Source organism: Acetobacter garciniae, assembly GCF_017377735.1.
Lineage (GTDB): Bacteria > Pseudomonadota > Alphaproteobacteria > Acetobacterales > Acetobacteraceae > Acetobacter > Acetobacter garciniae.
Genome location: NZ_JAFVMH010000001.1, coordinates 182,176 through 204,991, shown reverse-complemented (window position 1 = coordinate 204,991; position 22,816 = coordinate 182,176). Strand labels below are relative to the sequence as shown.

The following is a 22,816-nucleotide window of genomic DNA, read 5'->3' as shown; positions in this document are numbered from 1 at the left end:
GGTCGCCAATGACCGCCCCTTGCCGTGTTACCGGCATCAGTCGCACCCCGCACTGAACCTGGTCATGCTGCGACAAACCGTTTCGGGTCAGGATTGATCTTGCCAAGCCTGCGGCAATGCCCGATGATACTCCACGATTTTTGAATATTGTATGCAATCCTGAACGGTGGCCTGTCGCATGGCCCCCAAAAGGGCGAGGCAGGACACCAGACCCCCGTTCGGGACCGCAGCAGCAGCCTGTACGGATATGCCCGCCCGCCATGACGCAGTTTTCTCCCCCCCTTGCCGAACTTGTCGCCGAACGCATGCGCCCCGGCGCCGACCTGCTGGAGGAAGGGCGCGCCCTGGCCCGGGACTGGAAGGTGGGGGACAACGCCTTCCTGCGCCATAACGGCATAGGGTGCGAAGCCGAATACAAGAGCCTGCGCGCGGCCCAGGGCCGTATGATGCAGCATGCGCATATCGGCTTTCGCAGCGTCGAACGCACGATCGAATCCATTGCCGAGGTCCATGCCACCTGCGCGCGCCAGGGTGTTACGGTCGATCGGTTCGGCATTACGCTGGACTGGTCCATGGGCTACCCGCTGGCCCTGCGCGACAAGCGCCCGCGCGGCACCGGCATCGTGCTGAACGGGCCGGAGGATTTCGCCCGCATTACCAACGCCGCCCCCGCCGCCGCCCATTTCGGGGACTTCATGCTGGGCCTGCCCGGTGCTGTCGAAAACACCAAGGGGGCGATTGCCGCCGGGGCCACGGCCATTGGCAATCTGGGGCAGTATTTCACCTTCCGCCTGCCCTATTGGGACGATGATGTAGCCACGACCGAAGCCGCCGTGATCTCGCTGGGGCTGATCGCCGCCCAGCCGGTGGATGTGCTGGTGCATTCCAACCTCGATGACGGGTTTGCCGGCCTGTTCGCGGATATGAGTTCGGCCCTGGGCATGGTGCTGATCGAACGCTATATCGTCGAAGATCTTATCGGCGGGCGCATGTCGCACTGCTTTGGCCACCATTACACGTCCCCCCTGGTGCGCATGGCCTTCCACAAGGCGTTGTGGACGCTGACCGACGCACCCGGCACCATGCTGTTCGGCAATACGGTGGCCTATAAATCCACCCCCGCGGGCAATTACGCGAGCCTTGCCAGCTATTTGCAGGCCGATATCTGGGCGCTGCGCCGCCACCATACGGGCCATGCCATCAACCCCGTGCCGGTGACCGAAAACCAGCGCATTCCCGACACCGACGAGATCATAGACGCCCAGGTTTTCGCTGCCCGCATGGTCGAACATGCCAGCGCCAGCCTGGATATGATCGACTGCGCGAAGGTGGATGCCGCCGCCGACAGCCTGATCGAGGCCGGGCGGCGGTTCAGTGCCAGCGTGCTGGCGGGGCTGGAACGGACGGGGCTGGATATTCGCGACCCCGCGGCCCTTATGCTGGCCCTGCGGCGCATCGGCCCCAAGCGGCTTGAAGCGCTGTACGGCGCGGGTGCGACAGATACCGCCGCCTGGGGTGGCCGCCGCGCGGTCATGCAGGCGGAATGGGTGGAGGAACTGGAAGAAAACGCCCGCGACTGGGCAGAACGCATCACCCCGGCCCTGCGCCCGGCCGTGGCGGGTGCGGGGCTGCGCGCCTGCGTGGCGTCCTCCGACGTGCATGAACATGGCAAGAACCTGATCGAGCGTATCCTGGCGCTGAGCGGTGTCGAAGCGGTGGATGCCGGGGCTTCCGCCGACCCGGAAACGGTCGTGGCACGCGCTGTCGCGGATGGGGCCGATTTTATCGCCATCAGCACCTATAACGGCATTGCCCTGCGCTACGCGCGCGAGGTGCTGGCAGCCCTTGAGCGCGTGGGGGTGAGCATGCCGGTGCTGATCGGCGGCAGGCTGAACCAGATCCCCGAGGATTCCAATTCCGGCCTGCCGGTCGATGTGCAGGCCGAGATCGCAGCCCTTGGCGTGCTGCCCTGCACAGACCCTGAAACAATGACCCGCTTTATTGAAAAGCTTGTCGAAAAACCCCAGGAGATGGCCATATCATGACCCGTTGGACAGGTGTATTCCCCGCCGTTACGACCAAGCTTGCCGCAGATGGCAGCCTTGACCTGGACGCCACGGCAGCCTCGATCGACAGGCTGATCGGCAATGGTGTCTCGGGCGTGATCGTGCTGCCCATGCTGGGCGAAAACGCCTCCCTCAAGGTCGAGGAACGTGACCGGGTCATTGCTGCTGCGGTTGAAGCCGTGGCGGGGCGCGTGCCGCTTCTGTCAGGCCTTGCGCAGATCTCCAGCGCCGATGCGGCGGAAGCTGCCCGCCGGTATGAAAAGCTGGGCGCGCAGGGGCTGATGGCCTTCCCCTCCCTCGCCTACAAGACCGACATGCGTGAGACGGTGGCGTGGTACAAGTCGCTGGCTGCAAGTTCGGGCCTGCCGATCATGATCTACAACAACCCTATCGCCTACGGGGTGGATGTCACCCCCGCCATTCTCGAACAGCTTGCGGATACGCCCTCCATTGTCTGCATCAAGGAAGAATGCGGCGATATTCGCCGGGTGACGGATATCTACAATAGCTGCGGTGACCGGTTTTCGGTGTTCTGCGGGGTGGACGACCTGATCGTCGAAAGCCTGGCCCTTGGTGTCACGGGCTGGGTCTCGGGCATGACGAACGCCTGGCCCGCCGAATGCGTGCGGCTGTTCAACCTTGCGGCGGGGGGCGATTTCGCGGCTGCAAGAACGCTCTACCGGGTGCTGACCCCGGCCTTCCATCTCGATACCCATGTCAAGCTTGTGCAGTATATCAAGCTGGCCGAACATCTGGTCTACGGTGCGCCCGAATGGGTCCGCGCGCCGCGCCTGCCGCTGGTGGGCGAAGAACGCAGCCGGGTCGAAGCCATTATCAAAACAACCATCGCAACGCTGGCCACACTGTAAGCCACATGCGCGCCCGGCCCTGACGGGTGGCCCGATGGCAGGCCCCGATACGGGCTGGGAACACACTCAGCCGTCGCGGCGGGGCATTTCCATGCTAGGATGGCGCAGGGCAAAAACCTGCAAAACCAGTGCCGGCAGCACGACAAGCCCCGGGTCCCAGCCGACCAGCAGCATGGCCAGAACGGTAAATACCGGGGCCAGGGTGCGTTCCATGCGCGCACCATCGGGCACATTGCTGGCCAGGACCGAACACATCGCCGCCATGGCCAGCAGGCCCGCCGCCGCCAGGGCGCGGAACGGATGGTTGATGCTGTCGGGCAGAAACCCCGCATGCATGCTTTCAAGCGATGTCAGGTCCGCCGACCAGCCCGCCAGCCCCAGCAGGAAGGTGAACGGCAGCAGCAATACGCCGAACACATCGCGCAATATGGCTAAAAACCCCATGACGATCGGCGGCAGCAGCACGCAGGCCACACCCAAGGCCAGATCGACCACCAGCAGCACAAGGGCGGGTGCGACTTTACCTGCCTTCATGCGTGCCGTTTCCTGCCTGGGTTCATATGTCTTTCGCCCTCATTCCCATGGACCGGCCTGCGCCAAAATCCGTCGCTCATATCCGCAACCCGTCTTCGCCCGCCCGATCGGCTGGCGGGCACGCAGGCCCTGCGCCAGTCTGGCGGGTAAAAGCATGCGTGGATGCGTGTTTCAGTCTTTCCACCACTTGACCGGGCTGGGGCCTTCGCTTTCGGCTTCATCCTGGGCCAGGACATAGGTCCGGCGGCGGCGGGCTTTGGGCCGTGCGGGCGCGGCTTCGGCCTGTGGGGCGTTCGGGGCGGCATCCTGCGCGGCGTCCGGCACCGTCTGTGCGGCCTTCCGGGTGGCGGCGCGCGCCTTCTCCACCTGCTGGCTGAGCGTTGCAATCTCCGCCTCGCGCTCGGCCAGGGTCTGCTGCAAAACGCGCAGGTCCCGCCCCACCTGGGCAAGGGCTGCCTCACGCTCGGCCAGTTTCGCCTGCGCGTCACGCACCACGGTTTCGGCAACGCCCAGGCGGGTCACCAGGCCACGCTGGGTTGCCTGAAGCTCGTTCAACTGGCGTTCGGCTTCTTCCGCGCGGAGCTTTTCTTCCGCCAGGTTGCGGCGCACGCGGCTGAGTTCGGAATTGTCGTCTTCCGAAAAATGCACGGCCCGGGCAGAACCGCCAAGGCGGGGGCTTGCCGCCGTACGCGGGGCCGTGGCGCGGCCCAGAAGATGCTTTTCAACCGGCACTTCCCCATCGCGCACGAAACGGCGGCGCTTGGTCGTATCCGGCGTGGTGCGGGCGGAAGACCGCCCGCCCGACGAAGGCCCGATCCGTTCGAGCGCATTGCGCATGCTGGCTTCTTCAAGTCCTTCCTCATCCTGCCTGTCGGACAGGGAAGAAGACAGAAAAGACGATGTATTCATATTTTCAGATGTCACGTTTGAATATTTCGTACCTGGACCAGGGCCTGCCGGCCCGGCCCGTTGTTATTTGATGAGTTATCTGACCGACTATTTGGCGAATACCCCGGCGCGCATTTTCCACATGGAAATGGGAAACAGATGCGGCACCGCAGCCCGGCCATAACGCCATTCTCTGGGCGTAGCGAATGCGAGAAGCATTCATCTCGCCTACCCGATACCACGCTCTTTTCCATTCTCCAAGACCGAACCGTTAAAATCGTACCAAATTGCTCCTGCATCCCTGAAGGGCAGGCTTGAATGGCAGGCTTGCTTACCGCGGGGCAACCGGGGCCCATAACAGATCGGTCTGGCCATCGTGGTTGAAATAACGCGCAAGAACAAAAAAGTAATCAGATAATCTGTTCAGTATTTTCAGTATCGCAGGATTGACCTGTTCCTGCCGGGCCAGGGCCACGACCTGCCGTTCGGCGCGGCGCACCTGGGTGCGGGCCATATGCGCCCAGCAGGCCGCCATGCTGCCGCCGGGCAGCACAAAACCGCGCAAAGGCTGCTGGTGGGCGCGCATCTGCTCTATCCAGTCTTCCATCTCGTCAATCAGGCTTTCGTCAACACGCCTGGCCCGTTGGGTGCGGGGGCCTTCAGGCTGGCACAGATCGGCCCCGATATCGAACAGGAGATTCTGCAACGCCGCCAGTTCCGCAACGACCGAGCGGGCGGACGATCCATGTTCGGCATGTTGAGCATGCGCCCGAACGAGGCCTATCGTGGCGTTGACTTCATCCAAGGCCCCCAGCGCCTCGATCCGGGCACTGTCCTTGCCCACGCGTGCGCCATCGCCCAGGGATGTTTCCCCCTTGTCACCCCCACGGGTCACGACCTTGTCGATCCGAATACTCATGCTCCACCTTTCCCTGTCCGGCCCGTATCCCTGGCGGGCCTGCTTCCCTCTACACCACTTTCCTGCGGCGCGACCGGCCATGCCCGGTGGGCAGGATGCCTCCGCCTGCCGCAGGGGCCAAAACCTTCTTTGCCGCGCGGGACCAATCGGCCTATACACCAAAGCCATGCTGACATCGCATTCTCTTCCCCGTATCTGGCTTATCTGTGGCGCGCTGGCGGCGGGCACGGGCACCATCATGGGTGCGCTGGCGGCCCATCTGCCCGACACCGCCTTTGGCGCGGGCGGGCGCGCCATGGCCCATAGTGCGATGGACATGCAGATGTGGCACGGCATAGCCCTTGTCGCCCTGGGCCAGGGCACGGCCACACGCCGCAACCGCCTGGTGCTGGCGGGCGGCACCGGCCTGCTGGTGGGTATGCTGCTGTTTTGCGGCGGGGTGTACTATACGGCGTTCACGGGCCTGCGCATCAACCATCTGGCGCCCACAGGCGGCAGCCTGATCATCCTGTCCTGGCTGGCGCTTGCGGCGGGCTGGATACGCCGGGCGTGAGTATTGGCGGTGCGTGGCTGGCGGCCGAAGGGCTGGAAGATGTCCTGGCCGAAGACCTGGCGCGCCGGGGCGTGGTCATCGATCGCTGGCACGGGCGACTGGCGCTGTCCGCCCATGCACCACTTTATTCGCCCTGGGCGCTGGATATCTGGGCACAGCCCGAACAGGTGGAAATTACCTCCATCCGCCATGCGGCCGACACCCTGCGCGGCCGCCAGCGGAACTGGAGCCTGTACGCGGCCGAATGTTTCCGCCGTGCCGGACTGATCGAGGAGCGCCTGCCCCCGGTCAAGGCCGCCCCCATCGTCTTTCCCGCCCCTGTTCCCACCAGCCCGCTGGGGGCCTGGACCCTGCTGGATAGTGCGACCCTGCTGTTTTCGGCCAGCAAGAGCAGCCCGTTCATGAACGGCGCGCCACGCTTCGTGGAAAACCGCACCGACCCACCCTCGCGCGCCTATCTGAAACTGTGGGAAGCCTGCACCCGCCTGGGCCGCTGGCCCGAAGCCGGGGCCGTCTGCTATGACCTGGGCGCCACACCTGGCGGCTGGACCTGGGCGCTGGCCAGCCTGGGTGCACGGGTCAAGGCGTTCGACCGCGCGCCACTGGCCCCGTCCGTCGCGGCCATGCCCGGCGTCTCCTTCGAGCAGGCCAGCGCGTTCGGCCTGGACCCGATGCAACTGCCCCGCGCGGACTGGGTTTTTTCCGATATCATCGCTTATCCGCAGCGGCTTTTGCGCCTTGCGCGGCACTGGATCGATACCGGGCAGGCCAGGAACCTTGTCCTGACCGTCAAGTTCCAGGGCCAGACGGACCATGAAACCGTCGCGGCGTTCGAAGCCATTGCCGGTGGAGCGCTCGCCCATCTGGCCCATAACAAGCATGAGCTGACCTTTTTCTGGTCGCACGATGCCGCCCGCCATGGGGTCTCCCCCCTGCCGGGCCTGTTCCAGACCGGACAGGCCCAAGCGCAATCCTGAACGGACGAGCCTGCACGTGCCGAAGCTAAGGCGTCTTGCCCCGCATGGCGGCCTGATGCTTCTCGACCGACGCCTTCAGCCCCGGTACGTCGGGTGCGGCCAATGTATCCACATACGTATTATGCCGCCATATCCAGCGGTCCGATCCATCGACCAGGATATCGCGCATGCCTCCATGGGACGTGCCCAGCAGGCGGATCGGCCCGCTGACGGAATCCAGAACCTTTTTCCACCCGCCCCCCTGCTGGACATACACATCCGTCGAACACCCGGCGGAGCCGCACAGGCTGGCGGACTGGACCTGCACGAACAGCCCCATGGTCCTGGCGTTGGTGGACAGGGGGGCCGAACCGATCATGACCAGCGGTTTTTCGTGGTGCCTGCGGGCTGTGGCCAGATCATCCGCGTTCAGGTCGCGGGCCTGGCGGTCCAGCGCGCTGCCCGGCTGGCTGGACAAGGCCACCTCCACCGAACCATGGGCCGCAGGGGCTGCCGCGCGGACACGCGCCTGGGCCACGGGGGCGACCGCCACGCCCAGCAGAACCGCCAGCCCGGGAACAGCCAACCCAGAAGCAGCCAAGCCTAGAATAGCCAGGCCCGCTCCCGCACGGAAAATCCCTTTCCCCCGGCCCGAACCCTGCAATGCCGCGGCCAGTGCCGCCTGCCCCCATTCCTGCCCCATGCTCTGGCGCATAACACGACAATACATCACAAAAGGCTCCTTATCCCCACGATGCTGCCTGACCCACCAGCAAGGACCGATCATGACCAGAGCTGACGCCGCGCACAATCCCATCCCCCAGCCCGATCACCCGCGCCCGGGGCTTTATCGCCACTACAAGGGGGGATTCTATACCGTGCTGCACACCGCGCGCCATAGCGAGACGGAAGAATGGCTGGTGATTTATCGCTCAGAAGCCCGGCAGGACTACTGGGCAAGGCCCCTGGCCATGTGGGCCGAGCAGGTGAACGGCACCCCACGCTTTACGCTGATCGAGGCCACGCCCGAACCCTGAAAGGCCCAGGACCAAGCCGGGTGCCCTCCCCGCGCGCCCGATCGCGGACTCTGGCACAGCCCGCCCCGCCCAAGGCCCAGGAACGGTGCGGGAGAGGAACACGGCGCGGCATACAAAAAGGGCCAGCCATCGTGAGATGACTGGCCCTTTCGTGCAGTGCGCAACCGCGCCACCCAAGGGCACCTGCCCCGTTGGCGCGATCATGCCCTGGCTGTTAGAGGGACGACTTGGCCCGCGCCAGAACGGCCTTGCAGGTCTTCTGGCGGATGGGCAGCGTTGCCATGGCAACGGTGTAGATCTTGTCCTTGGCGCGGATCTGACCCGCCGAACCCACCGCGTAGAACATGTTGCCTTCAGCGCCATCGGGAACGGCGTTGGTCTTCTTGACGTATTCCTGCAAGGTGTGGAACGCGTCATCGTAGTCAACATATTCGTTCTGCACGCAGTAGTTCAGCAGCCCGGCATTTTCCGCCGGGTCGATGGTGGCTACCAGGTCAGACGGGTCCACCGTGGACAAGCCAGACGTGTCGCCCGCCCGTGCGCCCGTGATGGTGGCGTCTTCCTGCGCGTGGGCAAGCACCGGGGCGCCAGCCAGCAGGGTAGTGGTCAGAGCAAGCGCCGACAGGGCACGCACAGCAATCAGTTTCATTCAGAATCTCCCTCGCGGAATATGCGCCAAACTGACCTGTAACCCGCCCAAAGATCAAGCGGCTCCCTTGCGTGCCACGCACATGGCTGACCATTGCAGCACTGCAATTCCGCCCCGCACGCCCCGCCATGTCCGTAACGCCCGCCGCGGCGCAGGGGTGCCCGCGCACCGCATGCCCTGTCGGTGCCGAGCCGGCACCGACAGGGGCGACAAGCATGGCTGCCCAAAATATCGTGATTCCATCTCGGCTTTCTGGATCCAGATGGGCCGTGCTTCTGCCGTGCAGGTGGGTGGGGCAGCGCGTTAATGCCTTTGCCATCAAGGGCCTAGGGGCGATGTTATAGCAAGCCAAGGCAGCTATGCGCAGACGTTGCCTTGTTCGCTATCACGATATGGTGATAATGGCACGCCAAGGCAAAACCCGTCGTTTATGTCGCCGGATTGTTCCTGTGTCGGGTGTCCCTTGCCGGGCATGACCGCCCTGCTGGCATTGCGCCCAAGCGGCACCTATATCTTGTTATGACAAACCGTGGCAGGTTTTCAACCCTGTCCTTTGCAGTCGGCTTTATTTTTGATGTCTTCCGGAGAAAACATGACAACCCGAAAGGGACATGACGCGCGACTGGTTGTCGCCATCCTACTGGTCACCATGGCCATGGGGATGCTGGACGCCATATCGCTCCTCCATCTTAAAATGTTCGCAGGTTACCTGACGGCGAGCATCATTCTCATCGCCGCCAATATCGCAACGTCGCAGGCCATTGTGCTGTCGGGGTTCGAAGCGATCGGCTGCTTCTATCTGGGGGCGTTGATCGGCGGCCGGATCGTGCGGCGCGAACGGGCGACACGCCTTGTCATTGGTGACATCCTGCTGGGCGTGGGCTGCCTGATGGGGCTGACAGCCTGGATCTGGTCATGCGACCTGCCGGGCAACACCTATATTACGCTTGGCCTGCTTTCGCTTACCATGGGTTTGCAGACATCGGCCACACGGCACGCGCGCCTGCCGGACATGACCCTGCCTGCGGCAACCGTCGTGCTGCACGGGCTTGCCCATAACAGCGCCGCCGCAGGGGGCGACAATACCGGCCACTGGCGCAGGAAAGCAGCGATCGCGGCCCTTTTTTCAGGCGCGCTGATGGGCACGCTGATTTCCCGCCAGAGTGTGGCCGAAGGCATTGCCGGGGCCAGTCTCATTGTTCTGGCGGCAGGCGGGCTGCTGCATGCCCGCCCGGTCTCCGTGCTAACGCGGCTCGACCGCATGAGCATTACCTGACCCCAGGCCGGGGGTCGGGCGTGCCGGACGGGCGGGGGCTTTCGGCTTCGTCCAGCCATCGGGCCGGGCAAGGCGGGCTTCGCGCCGGCCGATAAAGAACGAGCCCAGCCCGTAGCACGCCAGCGATGTGGCGAGGGATGCCAGGGCGGTCATGCGCTGGTCGGGGTTGAGGAACATGGTCCCGAACACCAGCCCGGCCGCGGCCAGGGTCGCGTAATTGCACAGCGGGAAGAGCGGCAGCGTGTAAAGCCCGGCCTCGCGCCCGGTGCGGCGGGCCTTGTTGCGCGAGACGATATAGGCGGTCACGATCAGGGTGTAGATCACCAGGATCACGCCACCGCTACAGCTCAGCAGAAAAACGAAAATGGTATTGGGTGCCAGGATGGAGGAAAACGCCACCAGCGTGCCCGCAAGAGCGCTGAAGGCAATGGCCGCCCGCGGCGCACCCGATGCCGCGCGACGCGCGAGAATAGCCGGCGCGTCGCCCCGGGTCGCCAGTTCCGTCAGCACGCGTGAGGTAATGTAGAGGCACGAATTCAGGCACGACAGAATGGCGCTGAGCACGACAATGCGCATCATCAGCCCGGCCCCCGGCACGCCCATGACATCCATGGCCGCAACAAAGGGGGACTGCCCACCCACGATGCTGGTCCAGGGCACCACGATCAGGATCATGCTGATAGCCAGGACGTAGAACAGTGTGACACGCAGGCCCAGGCTGCGGGTGACACGGGCGATGCTTTTATGCGGCTCGGGCGATTCCGCCGCCGCCACGGTGGCGATTTCGGCCCCGATCATGCTGAACATGACGGTGGGGATAATGGAAATAACGGCGGCCGCACCGAAGGGAAAGACGCCGCCATGGCCCATGACGTTATGCGTGACCGCAACGCCGGGCCCGAAGACATGGCTGACATAAAGGGCCGACAGCAGGACAAAGGCCACGATACTGACCACCTTGATGGTGGACAGCCAGAATTCGCATTCGCCAAAAATACGCGGGGCCGCGAAATTGACGGCCTTGAGCACGCCGATAATCAGGATGGCAAGCAGCCAGACCGGCAGGTTTATCCAGTCGCGCAACAGGATGGCGCCAGCGATCGCCTCGCTCCCCAGTGCCACGATCCAGAAGAAACAATACAGCCAGCCGGCGGTAAAACCCATGCGGTCGCCATGGGCTGCGCGGATATATTCCACAAAGGAACCCCGGCCCGGATCGGCCACCACCATTTCGCCCAGCATGCGCATGACCAGCACCACCAGCCCGCCCACCAGCAGATAGGCCAGCACAACGGCCGGCCCAGTCGCCGCAATGGCCGCGCCGCTGCCCACGAACAGCCCGGCCCCGATGGTCCCCCCCAGGGAGATCATGGCGATATGCCGGTTCCGGAGTCCCGCCACCTGCTTGTCCACGGTAGCGCTACCTGGTTCAGCCATGGGATTTCCTATCGTTCGTGTTGTCCGTACCCGGAACATACCTCAAACGAAACGAACAGGGAAATCGCTCCCGGCCTGCCAAAAATAAAATGCAGGCCCCACCCATGCCCAACCGGCCATAACGGGCTGCCACGCCACGGCCCCAGCCCGACGATTGCCGTTATTTTCCAGCCGTCTATACGGCAGCACGAAAAAAAATCGGCCCATTGCCGGCGTAAGCAGGCGGGACAGGGCAGCAGGTTACAAAAAATGGGAAAGCGTTGGAGCGGATGAGGGGAATCGAACCCCCGTATGCAGCTTGGGAAGCTGCCGTTCTACCATTGAACTACATCCGCGTAGCCGAACGCGGCGGACTATAACGCCATGACGGCGCAGTTGCAATGCACCTGATGCGCTTTTCGTATCATTCCCCGGCTTGAGGCTGAAACGAACGCCAGCCTGTAAAATACCCGGTAAAGCCCTGGAGGTTTCTGGTCACGCCCCGGCAAACCGGGGAAAGACCCGTTCAGTCCGCTTCTGCTTCCGGGCTGATGAGGTCTGAAATATGGCCCAGTTCGCGTAGGCCCAGCCCTTCTGGCGGGCGGGTGCGGGCGTTGCCGCGCGCTATGCGGCGGGGCAGGACCGCCTGGGTAAAGCCCAGCTTGGCAGCTTCCTTCAGTCTGGCGTCGGCCTGGGCCACCTGACGGATTTCGCCAGACAGGCCGACCTCGCCAAAATAGACCTCGCCCGAATTGGTGGGCACGCCGGTGGCGGCGGATACCAGGGCCGCCGCCACCGCCAGGTCCGCCGCCGGTTCGGCCACCTTCAGCCCCCCCGCCACGTTGAGATAGACATCCATGCCCGAAAGCTTGAGCCCGCAGCGCGTTTCCAGTACGGCCAGCAGCATGGCCAGCCGCCCGGTATCCCACCCCACCACGGCCCGGCGGGGCGCGCCGTCACCGCCCTTGGGGGCCAGCAGGGCCTGCACTTCCAGCAGCACGGGGCGCGTGCCCTCCAGCCCCGCGAACACGGCGGACCCCGCGATATTGCCGCGCCGTTCGGCCAGGAACAGGGCAGAGGGGTTGCTGACTTCCTCCAACCCGCGATCGGTCATGGCAAAAACGCCGATCTCATCCGTGGCCCCGTAGCGATTCTTGGCCGCGCGCAGGATACGGAACTGGTGCCCGCGATCACCTTCGAAATACATGACAGCATCCACCATGTGTTCGAGCACGCGCGGGCCGGCAAGTGCGCCTTCCTTGGTTACGTGCCCGACCAGCACCAGGCTGAAACCCCGCCGCTTGGCTGCCCGGATCAGTTCGAACGCGCAGGCCCGCACCTGCGAGACCGTGCCCGGCGCACTTTCCACAGTTTCGAGCCACATGGTCTGGATGGAATCGATCACCACCGCGCGCACATCCGGTTCCGCGTCCAGGGTCGCGATGATATCGGCCACATTGATCGAGGCCGCCAGTTCCAGCCTGGCCTGGGCCACACCCAGCCTTTGGGCGCGCAGGCGAATCTGGTCCACCGCCTCTTCCCCCGAAATATAGAGTACGCGCTCGCCCTGCCCCGCCAGCTGGCTGGCCGCCTGCAACAGCAAGGTGGACTTGCCGATACCCGGATCGCCCCCCACCAGCACGACGGAGGCAGGCACGAAGCCCCCACCCAATACGCGGTCAAGCTCGGCAATGCCCGAGCGCACGCGTGGCGGCGGCTGCACCTGGCCTTGCAATTCCTCCAGCCGGACACGCCGCCCGCCCCCCACGCGGGAGGTGACGGAGGACGCCGCCAGCGGTTCAAGCGGCATTTCCTCCAGCGTGTTCCATTCCCCGCAGCCGTCGCACTGGCCAGCCCATTTGGCGTGAACAGCCCCACAGGCCCTGCAGACATATTGGCGGGTCGGTTTTTTGGCCAAGACTGCTTCCCCTTTTGCGCCCGCTGCCGCGACTGCCTTATTTTCTGGCGCGTTCTCTGGCACGGTCTTCCATGATGTGGAATAAAACGGGAACAAACTCAACCCTGCCCGTGCGCCTGGCGCGACAGGGGCGACACTCTTCGCGACGACATGCTTTGACGAACCCGACATGAGCGGTTACGGCTCGGTAACGCGTTCGGAGGTGCGGCCACCCCCAGCAGCAGGAGCAGACAGTTCAGCCCTATGGACATGGTGCTTGACCTCATAGCCGGCATAGGCCGCGCCACACTTTCCTTCATCCGTGGGGCGGGGGCTCTGGCGCTGTTCGCGCTGGAAGGGCTTTCGCATATCCTGCGCCCGCCTTTTCACGCCCGCGTCTTCCTGACCTGCTTTGTGGAAACAGGGTTTTTCTCCCTGCCCGTGGTGGCCCTTACGGCCATTTTCTCGGGCGGGGTCATTGCCCTGCAATCCTATACCGGGTTTGCGCAGTACCATGCCCAGAGTGCCATTGCCGGTATCGTGGTGCTGGCGGTCACGCGTGAACTGGGGCCGGTGCTGGCCGGTCTTATGGTGGCCGGGCGCGTGGGGGCGGCCATGGCCGCGCAGATCGGCACCATGCGCGTGACCGACCAGATCGACGCCCTGTCCACCCTGTCCACCAACCCGATGAAATACCTGGTGGCCCCCCGCCTGCTGGCGGGCATTGTCGCCCTGCCTTTGCTGGTGCTGGTAGCGGACGTGCTGGGCGTTGCGGGGGGCTTTATGGTCGCGGTGGTCAAGCTGGGCTTTTCGGCCCCGGCCTATATTACCGCCACCCTGAATGCGGTGAAGTTCGAAGATGTCAGCGTGGGCCTGGTCAAGGCCGCCCTGTTCGGCTTTCTGATCGCCCTTATGGGCTGTTACCATGGCTATAACAGCAAGGGTGGGGCGCAGGGCGTGGGTTCGGCCACGACAGCGGCCGTGGTTGCGGCCTCCATCCTGCTGCTGGCGTTCGACTACCTGATTACGGACCTGTTTTTCTCCCACTGATACGCCCGCATACGGATGGCCCACGCGACATGACTTCTGGCACGCTCCCCGGCACGCTTCCTGGCACAACACCCCCTGCCCCGCCCAAGATCCGCATCCGCGACCTGCACAAGGCCTTCGGTGACAAGAAAGTGCTTGATGGTGTGTCGCTCGACGTGGCGCAGGGCACGTCCTTTGTCATTATCGGGGGTTCGGGCAGCGGCAAGTCGGTGCTGCTGCGCTGTATCCTGGGGCTGATGACACCGGATGCAGGCAGTATCGAGATCGATGGCGAGGACGTGCTGAGTGCGCCCGCCCACCGGCGCGACGCCCTGCGCAGCGAAGTGGGCATGCTGTTCCAGAACGCCGCCCTGTTCGACAGCCTGCCGGTATGGGAGAACGTGACCTTCGGGCTGCTGGCGCGCAACAAGCTCAGCCGCAAGAACGCCCACACCCATGCGGGCTCCATCCTGGCCCAGGTGGGGCTGGACCCGTCTGTAGGCGATCTCTACCCGTCCGAGCTTTCGGGCGGCATGCAAAAGCGCGTGGGCCTGGCGCGCGCGATCGCCGCCCAGCCCGATATCCTGTTTTTCGATGAACCCACGACCGGGCTGGACCCGATCATGGGCGCTGTCATTGATGGGCTGATTGTCGATTGCGTGAAAAAACTGGGCTCGACCGCCATCGCCATTACCCACGACATGGCATCCGCCCAGCGGATCGGGGATGAGGCAGCCATGCTCTACCAGGGCAAGCTGATCTGGCAGGGGGCGGCAGGTTCGCTCATGCATAGCGGCAACCCCTATGTGGACCAGTTCACCCATGGCCGCCGCGAAGGGCCAATCGCCATGGAACTGCGGCGCTAGAATACGGCCGATGCGGGCCCGATACTCTTTGCTTGCCCGCAATGGCGGTGGATGAGATAGAAGCAATCGACTTGAAGTGGGGATGACATAAACAATGACACGTGCGGTTCTTCTGCTGGCATGCGCGCTTGGCCTTGGCGGTTGCGGCTTGTTCCACAAGACCCCGTCCCACCTGGGCAAGCCCGCGCAATGGGAACCGCTGGGCTACCACGACCACCTGCAATCCAACGGCACCTGACCCTGCCGGGTTGAGCCAAAACCGGGTGGGATAGAACCGGGTGCTCCCATGCCCCCGGCTGCCTCCATAATCGGCGCCCCCCAAGACCTGCGTCATTTTTCCCCGCATGGGCGGATTATCCTGTATGATGCCGGACAATACGGGCTGTATGGCCATGGCCGCCCGTATACCCGAACCCACGGCAGAGGGGTGTTATGGCCAGATATTCCTTCCCGCAACCCGCCGCCAGCGAGATTACGCCCAAGGCCGCCTATCTGGGCCGCCGGAGCCTGCTGGCAGGTGCCGGCGGCCTGATTGCGGCGGGCAGCGCGCAGGCCGCGGGGCTGCGCACCCAGCCCGGGCCGTTCAATGCGCCCGAGCCGCAGACCCCGCGCGATGCGGTCACGCATTACAATAATTTCTACGAATTCGGACTGGAGAAGGAAGACCCCGCGCGCCTTGCGGGCCAGTTCCATGCCCGGCCCTGGACCCTGCGCATAGACGGGGCCGTGGCAAAGCCGCTGACACTCGATATCGACACGCTGATCGCCAGACACACCGTGGAAAGCCGGGTCTACCGCATGCGGTGTGTGGAGGCCTGGTCCATGGTCATTCCGTGGGATGGTATTCCCCTGGCCCAGATCCTGCGCGAGGCGGAAATCCTGTCCTCGGCCAAGTATGTGGCGTTCCGCTCCGTCCTGCGGCCTGATGAAATGCCCGGCCAGTCCATGGGGGCGGGCACTATCGACTGGCCTTATGTGGAAGGGCTGCGGCTGGATGAAGCCATGCACCCGCTCACCCTGCTGGCCGTGGGGCTGTACGGCGACATACTGCCCAACCAGAACGGAGCCCCCATCCGCCTTGTGGTGCCGTGGAAATACGGGTTCAAGGGTATCAAGTCCATCACCACCATTACCCTGGTCGACACCATGCCGCCCACGTCGTGGAACCGGCTGGCGGCGGATGAATATGGTTTTTACGCCAATGTGAACCCGGAAGTGGACCACCCGCGCTGGAGCCAGACCAGCGAACGCGTGATCGGCAGCGGCGGCTTTTTCGGGGAACGGCGGCAACCCACCAGGCTGTTCAACGGCTACGCGGAACAGGTGGCCCCCCTTTACGCGGGCATGGACCTGCACCGCTTTTACTGACCGCCTATGGCCGCCACCCCCCGCAAAACGCAGGCCAACCCGCGCGCGAAATATCGCAAGCTGCTCAGCCCCGTACTCTATCTGGCGGGGCTGGCGCCGGCCGTCTGGTCCTTCTGGCTGGGGGCGCACAACCAGTTGGGGGCCGATCCGGTCCGCAGTTTCGAGCATGTGCTGGGCTTGTGGGCCTTTCGCTTTCTGCTGGCCTCCCTTGCCATAACCCCGATACGGACCGTGCTGGGGGTCAATCTTGTGCGCTACAGGCGCATGCTGGGCCTGCTGGCCTTCGCTTATGCCGCCATGCATGTGGCGACCTATGTCGCACTGGACCTGCGTTTCGATTTTGCCATCCTGTATGGTGACCTGACAAAACGACCGTTCCTGATTTTCGGCATGCTGGCGTTTATAGCCCTGCTACCCCTTGCCGCTACATCCAACACCCGTTCCATCCGTGCATTGGGGCGGAACTGGCAGCGCCTGCACCGCCTGGTTTACGTGGCCCTGATCGCGGCCTCCCTCCATTTCCTGATGGCGTTCAAGACCTGGCATATGGACGCACTGGTCTATGTGGGGTTGGGGGGCGTACTCCTGCTGCTAAGACTTGCCCGCGCCCCGTGGCGAAGGGCCCGGCGCGTGTAGGGAGTTACACGCCCCCACACACACCGTGCGCCAAACAATACGTCCCAGGGCCACGCCCCCGTGACAGCACACCCGAGCCACCCGGCTGCTGCCGTGTTCTGGAAACGCTCTTTTAAAACCCCGCTGCTATACTGCCTGCCCGGGACAGGCCGCCCAAAACCGTTCCGGGCTGGCGGGCTCCGTGCTAGTGCTGGCGCCAGCCCCCTGCGGTTGTGCAGCACGCAAGGCAATGGCGTGGTGCACAACGGCCCGGCATATCCATTTTGACTTGAGGTGTAAAAAGGCTTGAAACGTCCTTCCCCGACCCGTGTCCTTGTAGCGGCCTGCATCAGTGTGCTGGCCGGACTGACCCTGGCCACCCACCCCCTGCCCGGCCATGCGGCAGACACGACGCCACCTGTGCCGCCCCAGCAGGCGGCGGCCCCGATGGCGGCACCGGTGACCACACCCGCGCCCTTTATCACCCATGTCGCGGATAGTGTTTCGGACAAGACGCTGGACGATATGGAGGCGGAAATTCACGCCATCTACACCACCAGCCTCAAGGACCACGAAACGGGTGCGGGCTCGGCCGAACTGGCCAGCCTGTTGCGACGGGCGACCGCCCTGACCACCCAGGCCGATACGCTGATCGCCCGGATCAAGCCGTACCAGGCCATGTACCAGAATTTTCTCGATATTCTGGGCAAGCCCCCCGGCAAGGACGACCCGCCCGAAGCCCCCTCCCTGGCTGAACAGCGGACAAGCCTGCTGGCACGCCAGCGCGACCTGACCGCCCGGCTGACACGGCTCAGGCTTTACCAGGTCGAAGCGCGGCAACTGCTGGGCGAATTACGCCTGCATGGCAGCGCCATCCAGCAGGCCACGCTGTGGCAGCGTTTTCCATCTCCCCTTGGGGTCAATTTCTGGTCCGGGCTTGCGGGCACCTACGGGCCTGACAGCACGCGCCTGCGTAATCTGGGCCAGCAGGCAGGCACGGTGCTGAAGGTGGCGTTCACCGGCAAGCGCGCGTTGATGACACTGGGGAGCGGTGCCGGGGCCCTTCTGCTGCTGGGCGCGTGGCTGGCCTGCCACCGGCCGATCCGCCGCCTGGTCAGCCATTTTTTACCCGACGGGCCCATTCGCGCCATTGCCGCGACGGCGCTGTGCGTCAGTGCCGCCATTGCAGCCTGGAGCCTGTTTTTCCAGATTACGTGGAATATTCTGGCCTTCGACAACCCCGCGGCCGAGGGTGATCTGGCCCTGCTGGCAGGCATGATCGGCATGCAGGTGCCCTTATGCGCCTTTGTGCTGGAAATGGGCCGCTGCCTGCTGGCCCGCCAGGAGCAATGGCGGCCTGTCAGCATACCGGACGAACTGGCACGGGGGCTGCGCCTGTTCCCGCTCTGGCTGGCCATTGCCATGCTGGCCCGGGGTGCGCTGCGTTACATGGACACCCATAGCGGGCTTTCCCTGCTGGCGGTGCAGTTGCTGGACGGGCTTTACACGCTGTGCGTCAGCCCGCTGCTGTTTGCAGTACCCCACACCTTGCGCAAGGCCGCCGCCATCCCTGACGAGGGAACCGCCGCCCCCCTGACCGAGTTCGCCAAAAGTGCCGCCATGGCGGTGGCCTTTCTCTGCTGCGGGGCCGTGCTGGTGGGGTATGTGCCGCTGGGCTACATGCTTGTTTCGTGGCTGGGCATCATGAGCATAAGCCTGTGCGGGCTGTTCTTGCTCTCGGTTTTGATCGGCACGGTGGCCGGCACACTGTTTACGGCCAATGCGCCCCTGGGCCGACGCCTTGTGGAACTGGGCCTGCCCGCGCGGCTGGTCAACCAGGCCTGTGTCGTCATTCCCGGCATGGCCAATGTGCTGGCACTGGTCGTGGCCTATGCCATTGCCACAAGCGGCGCCAATTTCGACCCCGACCAGATCTGGAACCAGCTTTACCTGCTGTTCCATGGCACGGACAGCGCGGCCAGCAGCCATGTCTCGCTCGATGCCATACTGCTTTGCGCGGGCCTGTTCATTGCCGGGCACTACGGCATGAAAATTCTCAAATCCTGGTTCAGCCACAGGCTTTTTCCCACCACGCGGCTTGATATCGGGGCTCAGGCCTCCATCCTGAGTATTCTCAGCTACGCCGCGTGGATCCTGATCGGACTGGCGGCCCTGTCCATTCTGGGTGTGACCGTGCAAAGCCTGACCTGGGTGGTCAGCGCGCTGTCGGTGGGGATCGGCTTTGGCCTGCAATCCATCGTGCAGAATTTTGTCTCGGGCATTATTCTCATGGCCGAACGGCCGGTTTCCGTCGGCGATGTGGTGACCATTGCCGGGGTCACCGGCACGGTGGAGCGGATCAGCGTGCGCTCGACCGATATCCAGCTCGACGACAAATCCATCATGATCGTGCCGAATTCGCAGTTCATTACCTCGGCTGTCAAAAACGCGACACGGGCGCAGAAACCAGGCGTTTTCACAATCGTGCTGGACCTGCCCTTTGCCTCCGACCTGCAAAAGGCCATGGAGGTCATGACCGCGACACTGGGCGAATGCGATGCGGTGGATGCCAATACGGCCCCCACCGTCAGCATGACCGCCGTGGCCGATGGCTCGGCCAGTGTTACCGGCAGTGCGAAGGCGCGGGATGGGCTCGATCTCAAGGTGGCGCGCAGCACGGCCCTGTTCGCCATCTGGCAGGCGTTCCAGGACCATGACATTCCCGTCATGGTGCGGCAGATGCCCCGACCCTGAAAGGATTTCAAAAAACCCTGATAAAAAATAAAAGTTTTCGGGTGTCGCCTTTTTTCAAAAAGGCGACGAAAAAGCACCACCCAAAACTTTTGAAACAGGTTCTGGCAACGCCAAGACACACACCGGCCGGGCAAGGCGTCGTGCACGATCTGCCCCCATCATAGGCTTTCTTTTAAAAAGACATGGCAGAGGCAGTGTTTTTAACAACCATCGTGCAACAGGCCGCAGATCAGTGGTCGTGCATCGTATCCAAATCGGCAAAGCGCGTGTATTCGCCTTCGAAGAACAGGTTGATCGTTCCCGTAGGACCGTGACGCTGTTTTTCCAGGATCAGTTCCGCCTTGTTATGCACCAGGCTCATCTTGCGCTGCCAGTCATCCATGGCGGCGGAATATTTGTCGGTGGAATCGAACGCGGTTTCCTTGGGCATGCGCTGTTGCAGGTAATATTCGTCGCGGAAGACGAACATCACGGCATCGGCGTCCTGCTCGATGGAGCCGGATTCACGCAGGTCCGACAGCATGGGGCGCTTGTCCTCGCGGCTTTCCACCTGGCGCGAAAGCTGGGACAGCGCCATGACCGGCACTTCCAGTTCCTTGGCGATGGCCTTGAGCCCCTGCGTGATCATGGAAATTTCCAGCACGCGGCTTTCGGGGCGGGTGCCGACCGATGGCCGCATGAGCTGGAGATAATCCACCACCACAAGGCTAAGCCCCTGCGTGCGCTTGAGCCTGCGGCAGCGCGTACGCATGGCCGACAGGGAAATGGCGGGCGTGTCGTCTATCACCAAAGGCAGGCGGGCCAGCTCGTGGCTGACGCGCACGAAACGGTCGAACTCCTTTTGCCCGATATCACCGCGCCTGATCCGCTCGCCCGATACTTCCGCCTGTTCGGACAGGATACGGGTGGCCAACTGTTCGGCCGACATTTCGAGCGAGAAGATCGCAACCGATCCCTTGGGCTTGCCGCCGTTTTCCTCCGCCTCGGTCAACAGGGCGCGGGCGGCGGAAAAGGCGATCTTGGTGGCCAGGGCGGTCTTGCCCATGGCCGGACGCCCCGCCAGGATCAGCAGGTCGGAAGGGTGCAGCCCGCCGGTTTTCTTGTCCAGGTCACGCAGGCCCGAGGTCAGGCCCGTGACATGACCTTCGCTCTTGAAGGCCAGGGCCGCGACATCGATCGCGCCGGCCAGCGCGCGGTGGAAGGGCACAAAATCCCCTTCCTTGCCTTTTTCGGTCGCCAGCCTGAACAGGGCTTCTTCCCCCGCCTCGATCTGGTTGGGGCCCGACAGCCCGCCTTCCACCCCGAAGGCGTTGTTCACCACCGTCTCGCCAATGTCGATCAACTGGCGGCGGATCCACGCATCGTGGATGGCGCGGCCGTAATCCCCGGCGTTGATGATCCCGACCATGGAGGTCAGAAGCTTGGCCAGGTAGGCCAGCCCCCCCATGCTTTGCAGAATGCCCGAATGTTCGAATTCGGCGCGCATGGTCACGGGGTCCGCCAGTTGCCCGGCTTCTATGCGCCGGGCGATGGCATCGAAAATCTGGCCGTTGACCTTGTTGGCAAAATGCTCCCCCGCCAGAAAGTCGGAAACACGGTCATAGGCACGGTTATTGGTCAGCAATGCGCCTAAAAGGGCTTGCTCGGCCTCGATATTGGCGGGCGGCTGGCGCAGGCCAAGGGCCAGAAGCCCCTCCTGCGTCCGCTGGTCTGTTTCTGCTGTGCTCATGCTCCTGCCTCTAGCAGGTTTTGCCCCGTTCTCGAAAGAGAACGTATGCCCCAAAAGGTCTGCACAACGCTCAACACGCAAGCACAGCCCAAGATTACGCAACACCCGTTCCGCACCGACGCCGCAGGGGAAAAATCAGCCCCCGATGCCCCTTGCCGCTTGGTCCAGCGCATCGTACGCCGTTACGATATGGTAGAGCGAACTGGTGGGAATACGCTGGGCCGCGGGCCGGGCATTGACGTCAAGCTGGTCGATCCACGTGCCTTGGGGGCAGCCGCTTAGGTAGCGGTCCAGCAGATTGGTGGCCATGCTGGTGGCCAAAGGCAGGCTGTCCGCCGCCGCATGGGCCAGCACGCCGCGCAGCCCTTCGCCCTGCGCCCACAGCCGGGCCGAATGTCTGAGCACCACGCCCTTGCGGCTGACCCCGTCGCGCACAAGCCCGGTCCGGGGTTCCACCCCATGGGCGCTGGCGAAACGATACAGCCGCGCTGCCTGCTCATGCGTCTGCACGCCGGACTGCGCGCTGTAGGCCTGCAACAGCCACACCCATTCGAAATGATGGCCCGGCTCCGTCCATTCCCCCTGCTCCCCCGGTGCGGGGTGCCAGTCGGGGCCGAAATATTCGCCCAAAGCTCCCGTGGCAGGGTCCTGGAAACGGGTGAGAAAGAGCGCATACAGCCCGTGGGCCATCGCCAGGTCGCCCTCATCCCCCGTGGTCCCGTGCAGGGCCAGCACGGCTTCGAACAGGTGCATATGCGGGTTCTGCTGCCGGGGCTGGCCGTCATCGGGCAGGCAGTTCCGGAATCCGCCATCGGGCAGGGCCATGGTGCGGCACACCCAGCCCAGCGTGGCGCGCGCAAGGCTGGCCGCCTCGCCCGAGAACGGGCCCGGCAGGCGGGCGTACCAGGCAAGTGCGAACACCACAAAGGCCAGGTCGTACAGCTCGGCCGTTGCGTCCAGAACCGCCCCTTCGCGCGTGAGCAGGCGGGCCCAGCCGCCATCGGGCCGGTATGCGCGCAGCAGGAAACGGTACAGGCTGTCGGCCCGGGCCGCAGCCAGTGGCCAGCCCCGCAAGGCGGCCCATGAGAAAACGAACAACTGCCGCGCCTGCACGCGCACGCGCTTGAAAGCGGGCAAGGCGGGCACGCCCGCAAGTGTGAGGTATTCCTGCGCCCCCAGGCAGGCCGGTGAATCCGCCGTGCCGTCGCACCCCACATCGGCCCAGAACGGCAGGGCACGCTCGAACATCCACTCCGCAAAGCGATCGCGGACAGCGACAAGGGCGGCCGCATCCCTGCCCGAAACATCGCCCATGTCGGCACGCGTATCGGGCGCGGTATCGGGGCCGGTCTGTGGCCCACTCTCATGCACGGTATCGGGGCCTGCGCATGGCCC

21 protein-coding genes and 1 tRNA gene are annotated in these 22,816 nt (G+C 64.1%); 12 read left to right on the top strand and 10 right to left on the bottom strand.

Annotated features, from left to right (window positions below; translation table 11 throughout):
- Nucleotides 1-260: 260 nt before the first annotated feature.
- On the top strand, nt 261-2,045 hold the full coding sequence (locus tag J2D77_RS00970) for a cobalamin-dependent protein (RefSeq protein ID WP_207844216.1): 1,785 nt from the start codon (nt 261-263) through the stop codon (nt 2,043-2,045).
- The gene (locus J2D77_RS00965) at nt 2,042-2,935 is read left to right on the top strand and encodes a dihydrodipicolinate synthase family protein (RefSeq protein WP_230975385.1); all 894 of its coding nucleotides are present in this window, start codon (nt 2,042-2,044) and stop codon (nt 2,933-2,935) included. The genes J2D77_RS00970 and J2D77_RS00965 overlap by 4 nt, the downstream gene beginning before the upstream one ends.
- A 66-nt stretch (nt 2,936-3,001) precedes the next feature.
- On the opposite strand, the gene J2D77_RS00960 is transcribed toward J2D77_RS00965, so the two are convergent.
- The 3 genes from J2D77_RS00960 to J2D77_RS00950 all read right to left on the bottom strand — a co-directional run bounded on the left by J2D77_RS00960 (nt 3,002) and on the right by J2D77_RS00950 (nt 5,276).
- Entirely contained in the window at nt 3,002-3,469 is a 468-nt protein-coding gene (locus tag J2D77_RS00960; protein ID WP_207844214.1) for a hypothetical protein, read from the bottom strand.
- A gap of 171 nt (nt 3,470-3,640) precedes the next feature.
- Nucleotides 3,641-4,378, bottom strand: coding sequence for a hypothetical protein (locus J2D77_RS00955; RefSeq protein ID WP_207844212.1), 738 nt, complete (start codon nt 4,376-4,378; stop codon nt 3,641-3,643).
- Between the two features lie 310 nt (nt 4,379-4,688).
- Nucleotides 4,689-5,276, bottom strand: a complete 588-nt coding sequence (locus tag J2D77_RS00950; RefSeq protein ID WP_207844210.1) for a cob(I)yrinic acid a,c-diamide adenosyltransferase — start codon at nt 5,274-5,276, stop codon at nt 4,689-4,691.
- A 166-nt stretch (nt 5,277-5,442) separates the two neighbouring features.
- Here J2D77_RS00950 and J2D77_RS00945 point away from each other — a divergent pair, with 166 nt between their 5' ends.
- Complete coding sequence (locus tag J2D77_RS00945; protein WP_230975384.1) at nt 5,443-5,829, top strand: DUF423 domain-containing protein; 387 nt, start codon at nt 5,443-5,445, stop codon at nt 5,827-5,829.
- On the top strand, nt 5,826-6,806 hold the full coding sequence (locus J2D77_RS00940; RefSeq protein ID WP_331000037.1) for an SAM-dependent methyltransferase: 981 nt from the start codon (nt 5,826-5,828) through the stop codon (nt 6,804-6,806). Before J2D77_RS00945 ends, J2D77_RS00940 begins: the two co-directional genes overlap by 4 nt.
- Nucleotides 6,807-6,831: 25 nt before the next feature.
- Here the strand turns inward: J2D77_RS00940 and J2D77_RS17155 are convergent, their stop codons facing one another.
- On the bottom strand, nt 6,832-7,515 hold the full coding sequence (locus tag J2D77_RS17155) for a hypothetical protein (protein ID WP_230975383.1): 684 nt from the start codon (nt 7,513-7,515) through the stop codon (nt 6,832-6,834).
- Between the two features lie 55 nt (nt 7,516-7,570).
- Here J2D77_RS17155 and J2D77_RS00930 point away from each other — a divergent pair, with 55 nt between their 5' ends.
- Nucleotides 7,571-7,822 (top strand): DUF1653 domain-containing protein, encoded by a 252-nt coding sequence (locus J2D77_RS00930; RefSeq protein WP_207844206.1) that lies wholly within the window; start codon nt 7,571-7,573, stop codon nt 7,820-7,822.
- A 214-nt stretch (nt 7,823-8,036) separates the two neighbouring features.
- On the opposite strand, the gene J2D77_RS00925 is transcribed toward J2D77_RS00930, so the two are convergent.
- Nucleotides 8,037-8,471, bottom strand: coding sequence for a DUF2501 domain-containing protein (locus tag J2D77_RS00925; RefSeq protein WP_207844204.1), 435 nt, complete (start codon nt 8,469-8,471; stop codon nt 8,037-8,039).
- A 592-nt stretch (nt 8,472-9,063) separates the two neighbouring features.
- On the opposite strand from J2D77_RS00925, the gene J2D77_RS00920 reads away from it, so the two are divergent.
- Nucleotides 9,064-9,747 carry a YoaK family protein gene (locus J2D77_RS00920; protein ID WP_207844202.1) on the top strand — a complete coding sequence of 228 codons (684 nt, stop codon included), beginning with the start codon at nt 9,064-9,066 and terminating at the stop codon, nt 9,745-9,747.
- Here the strand turns inward: J2D77_RS00920 and J2D77_RS00915 are convergent.
- The 3 genes from J2D77_RS00915 to radA form a co-directional block, all read right to left on the bottom strand.
- Nucleotides 9,715-11,184, bottom strand: coding sequence for an amino acid permease (locus J2D77_RS00915; protein WP_207844200.1), 1,470 nt, complete (start codon nt 11,182-11,184; stop codon nt 9,715-9,717). The genes J2D77_RS00920 and J2D77_RS00915 overlap by 33 nt on opposite strands.
- A gap of 261 nt (nt 11,185-11,445) precedes the next feature.
- A tRNA-Gly gene (locus J2D77_RS00910) sits at nt 11,446-11,519 on the bottom strand.
- 170 nt (nt 11,520-11,689) lie between these two features.
- Complete coding sequence (gene radA, locus J2D77_RS00905; protein ID WP_207844198.1) at nt 11,690-13,081, bottom strand: DNA repair protein RadA; 1,392 nt, start codon at nt 13,079-13,081, stop codon at nt 11,690-11,692.
- 243 nt (nt 13,082-13,324) lie between these two features.
- Between radA and J2D77_RS00900 the strand changes: the two genes are divergently transcribed.
- From J2D77_RS00900 to J2D77_RS00875, 6 genes are all read left to right on the top strand, one after another.
- Nucleotides 13,325-14,110, top strand: coding sequence for an MlaE family ABC transporter permease (locus J2D77_RS00900; protein ID WP_207844196.1), 786 nt, complete (start codon nt 13,325-13,327; stop codon nt 14,108-14,110).
- A 29-nt stretch (nt 14,111-14,139) separates the two neighbouring features.
- Nucleotides 14,140-14,955 (top strand): ABC transporter ATP-binding protein, encoded by an 816-nt coding sequence (locus J2D77_RS00895; protein ID WP_207844194.1) that lies wholly within the window; start codon nt 14,140-14,142, stop codon nt 14,953-14,955.
- Nucleotides 14,956-15,049: 94 nt separating this feature from the next.
- Nucleotides 15,050-15,193 carry a hypothetical protein gene (locus J2D77_RS00890; protein ID WP_207844192.1) on the top strand — a complete coding sequence of 48 codons (144 nt, stop codon included), beginning with the start codon at nt 15,050-15,052 and terminating at the stop codon, nt 15,191-15,193.
- Nucleotides 15,194-15,387: 194 nt separating this feature from the next.
- A complete protein-coding gene (msrP, locus tag J2D77_RS00885; RefSeq protein WP_207844190.1) occupies nt 15,388-16,323 on the top strand; it encodes a protein-methionine-sulfoxide reductase catalytic subunit MsrP in 936 nt (311 codons plus the stop codon).
- A 6-nt stretch (nt 16,324-16,329) separates the two neighbouring features.
- Nucleotides 16,330-16,959 (top strand): protein-methionine-sulfoxide reductase heme-binding subunit MsrQ, encoded by a 630-nt coding sequence (msrQ, locus tag J2D77_RS00880; RefSeq protein ID WP_207844188.1) that lies wholly within the window; start codon nt 16,330-16,332, stop codon nt 16,957-16,959.
- Nucleotides 16,960-17,244: 285 nt separating this feature from the next.
- The gene (locus J2D77_RS00875; protein WP_230975382.1) at nt 17,245-19,692 is read left to right on the top strand and encodes a mechanosensitive ion channel domain-containing protein; all 2,448 of its coding nucleotides are present in this window, start codon (nt 17,245-17,247) and stop codon (nt 19,690-19,692) included.
- A 229-nt stretch (nt 19,693-19,921) separates the two neighbouring features.
- Here the strand turns inward: J2D77_RS00875 and J2D77_RS00870 are convergent, their stop codons facing one another.
- Both J2D77_RS00870 and J2D77_RS00865 read right to left on the bottom strand, forming a co-directional pair.
- Nucleotides 19,922-21,421 (bottom strand): replicative DNA helicase, encoded by a 1,500-nt coding sequence (locus tag J2D77_RS00870; protein WP_207844186.1) that lies wholly within the window; start codon nt 21,419-21,421, stop codon nt 19,922-19,924.
- Nucleotides 21,422-21,556: 135 nt separating this feature from the next.
- Nucleotides 21,557-22,735, bottom strand: a complete 1,179-nt coding sequence (locus J2D77_RS00865; protein ID WP_207844966.1) for an AGE family epimerase/isomerase — start codon at nt 22,733-22,735, stop codon at nt 21,557-21,559.
- Between the last annotated feature and the right edge of the window lie 81 nt (nt 22,736-22,816).

What these genes read in the sequence shown, in the direction of transcription:
- J2D77_RS00970 (WP_207844216.1), top strand. Translation starts at nt 261, where the DNA reads ATGACGCAGTTTTCTCCCCCCCTTGCCGAACTTGTCGCCGAACGCATG.
- J2D77_RS00965 (WP_230975385.1), top strand. Translation starts at nt 2,042, where the DNA reads ATGACCCGTTGGACAGGTGTATTCCCCGCCGTTACGACCAAGCTTGCC.
- J2D77_RS00960 (WP_207844214.1), bottom strand. Translation starts at nt 3,469, where the DNA reads ATGAAGGCAGGTAAAGTCGCACCCGCCCTTGTGCTGCTGGTGGTCGAT.
- J2D77_RS00955 (WP_207844212.1), bottom strand. Translation starts at nt 4,378, where the DNA reads ATGAATACATCGTCTTTTCTGTCTTCTTCCCTGTCCGACAGGCAGGAT.
- J2D77_RS00950 (WP_207844210.1), bottom strand. Translation starts at nt 5,276, where the DNA reads ATGAGTATTCGGATCGACAAGGTCGTGACCCGTGGGGGTGACAAGGGG.
- J2D77_RS00945 (WP_230975384.1), top strand. Translation starts at nt 5,443, where the DNA reads ATGCTGACATCGCATTCTCTTCCCCGTATCTGGCTTATCTGTGGCGCG.
- J2D77_RS17155 (WP_230975383.1), bottom strand. Translation starts at nt 7,515, where the DNA reads ATGTATTGTCGTGTTATGCGCCAGAGCATGGGGCAGGAATGGGGGCAG.
- J2D77_RS00930 (WP_207844206.1), top strand. Translation starts at nt 7,571, where the DNA reads ATGACCAGAGCTGACGCCGCGCACAATCCCATCCCCCAGCCCGATCAC.
- J2D77_RS00925 (WP_207844204.1), bottom strand. Translation starts at nt 8,471, where the DNA reads ATGAAACTGATTGCTGTGCGTGCCCTGTCGGCGCTTGCTCTGACCACT.
- J2D77_RS00920 (WP_207844202.1), top strand. Translation starts at nt 9,064, where the DNA reads ATGACAACCCGAAAGGGACATGACGCGCGACTGGTTGTCGCCATCCTA.
- J2D77_RS00915 (WP_207844200.1), bottom strand. Translation starts at nt 11,184, where the DNA reads ATGGCTGAACCAGGTAGCGCTACCGTGGACAAGCAGGTGGCGGGACTC.
- J2D77_RS00900 (WP_207844196.1), top strand. Translation starts at nt 13,325, where the DNA reads ATGGACATGGTGCTTGACCTCATAGCCGGCATAGGCCGCGCCACACTT.
- J2D77_RS00895 (WP_207844194.1), top strand. Translation starts at nt 14,140, where the DNA reads ATGACTTCTGGCACGCTCCCCGGCACGCTTCCTGGCACAACACCCCCT.
- J2D77_RS00890 (WP_207844192.1), top strand. Translation starts at nt 15,050, where the DNA reads ATGACACGTGCGGTTCTTCTGCTGGCATGCGCGCTTGGCCTTGGCGGT.
- msrP (WP_207844190.1), top strand. Translation starts at nt 15,388, where the DNA reads ATGGCCAGATATTCCTTCCCGCAACCCGCCGCCAGCGAGATTACGCCC.
- msrQ (WP_207844188.1), top strand. Translation starts at nt 16,330, where the DNA reads ATGGCCGCCACCCCCCGCAAAACGCAGGCCAACCCGCGCGCGAAATAT.
- J2D77_RS00870 (WP_207844186.1), bottom strand. Translation starts at nt 21,421, where the DNA reads ATGAGCACAGCAGAAACAGACCAGCGGACGCAGGAGGGGCTTCTGGCC.
- J2D77_RS00865 (WP_207844966.1), bottom strand. Translation starts at nt 22,735, where the DNA reads ATGGGCGATGTTTCGGGCAGGGATGCGGCCGCCCTTGTCGCTGTCCGC.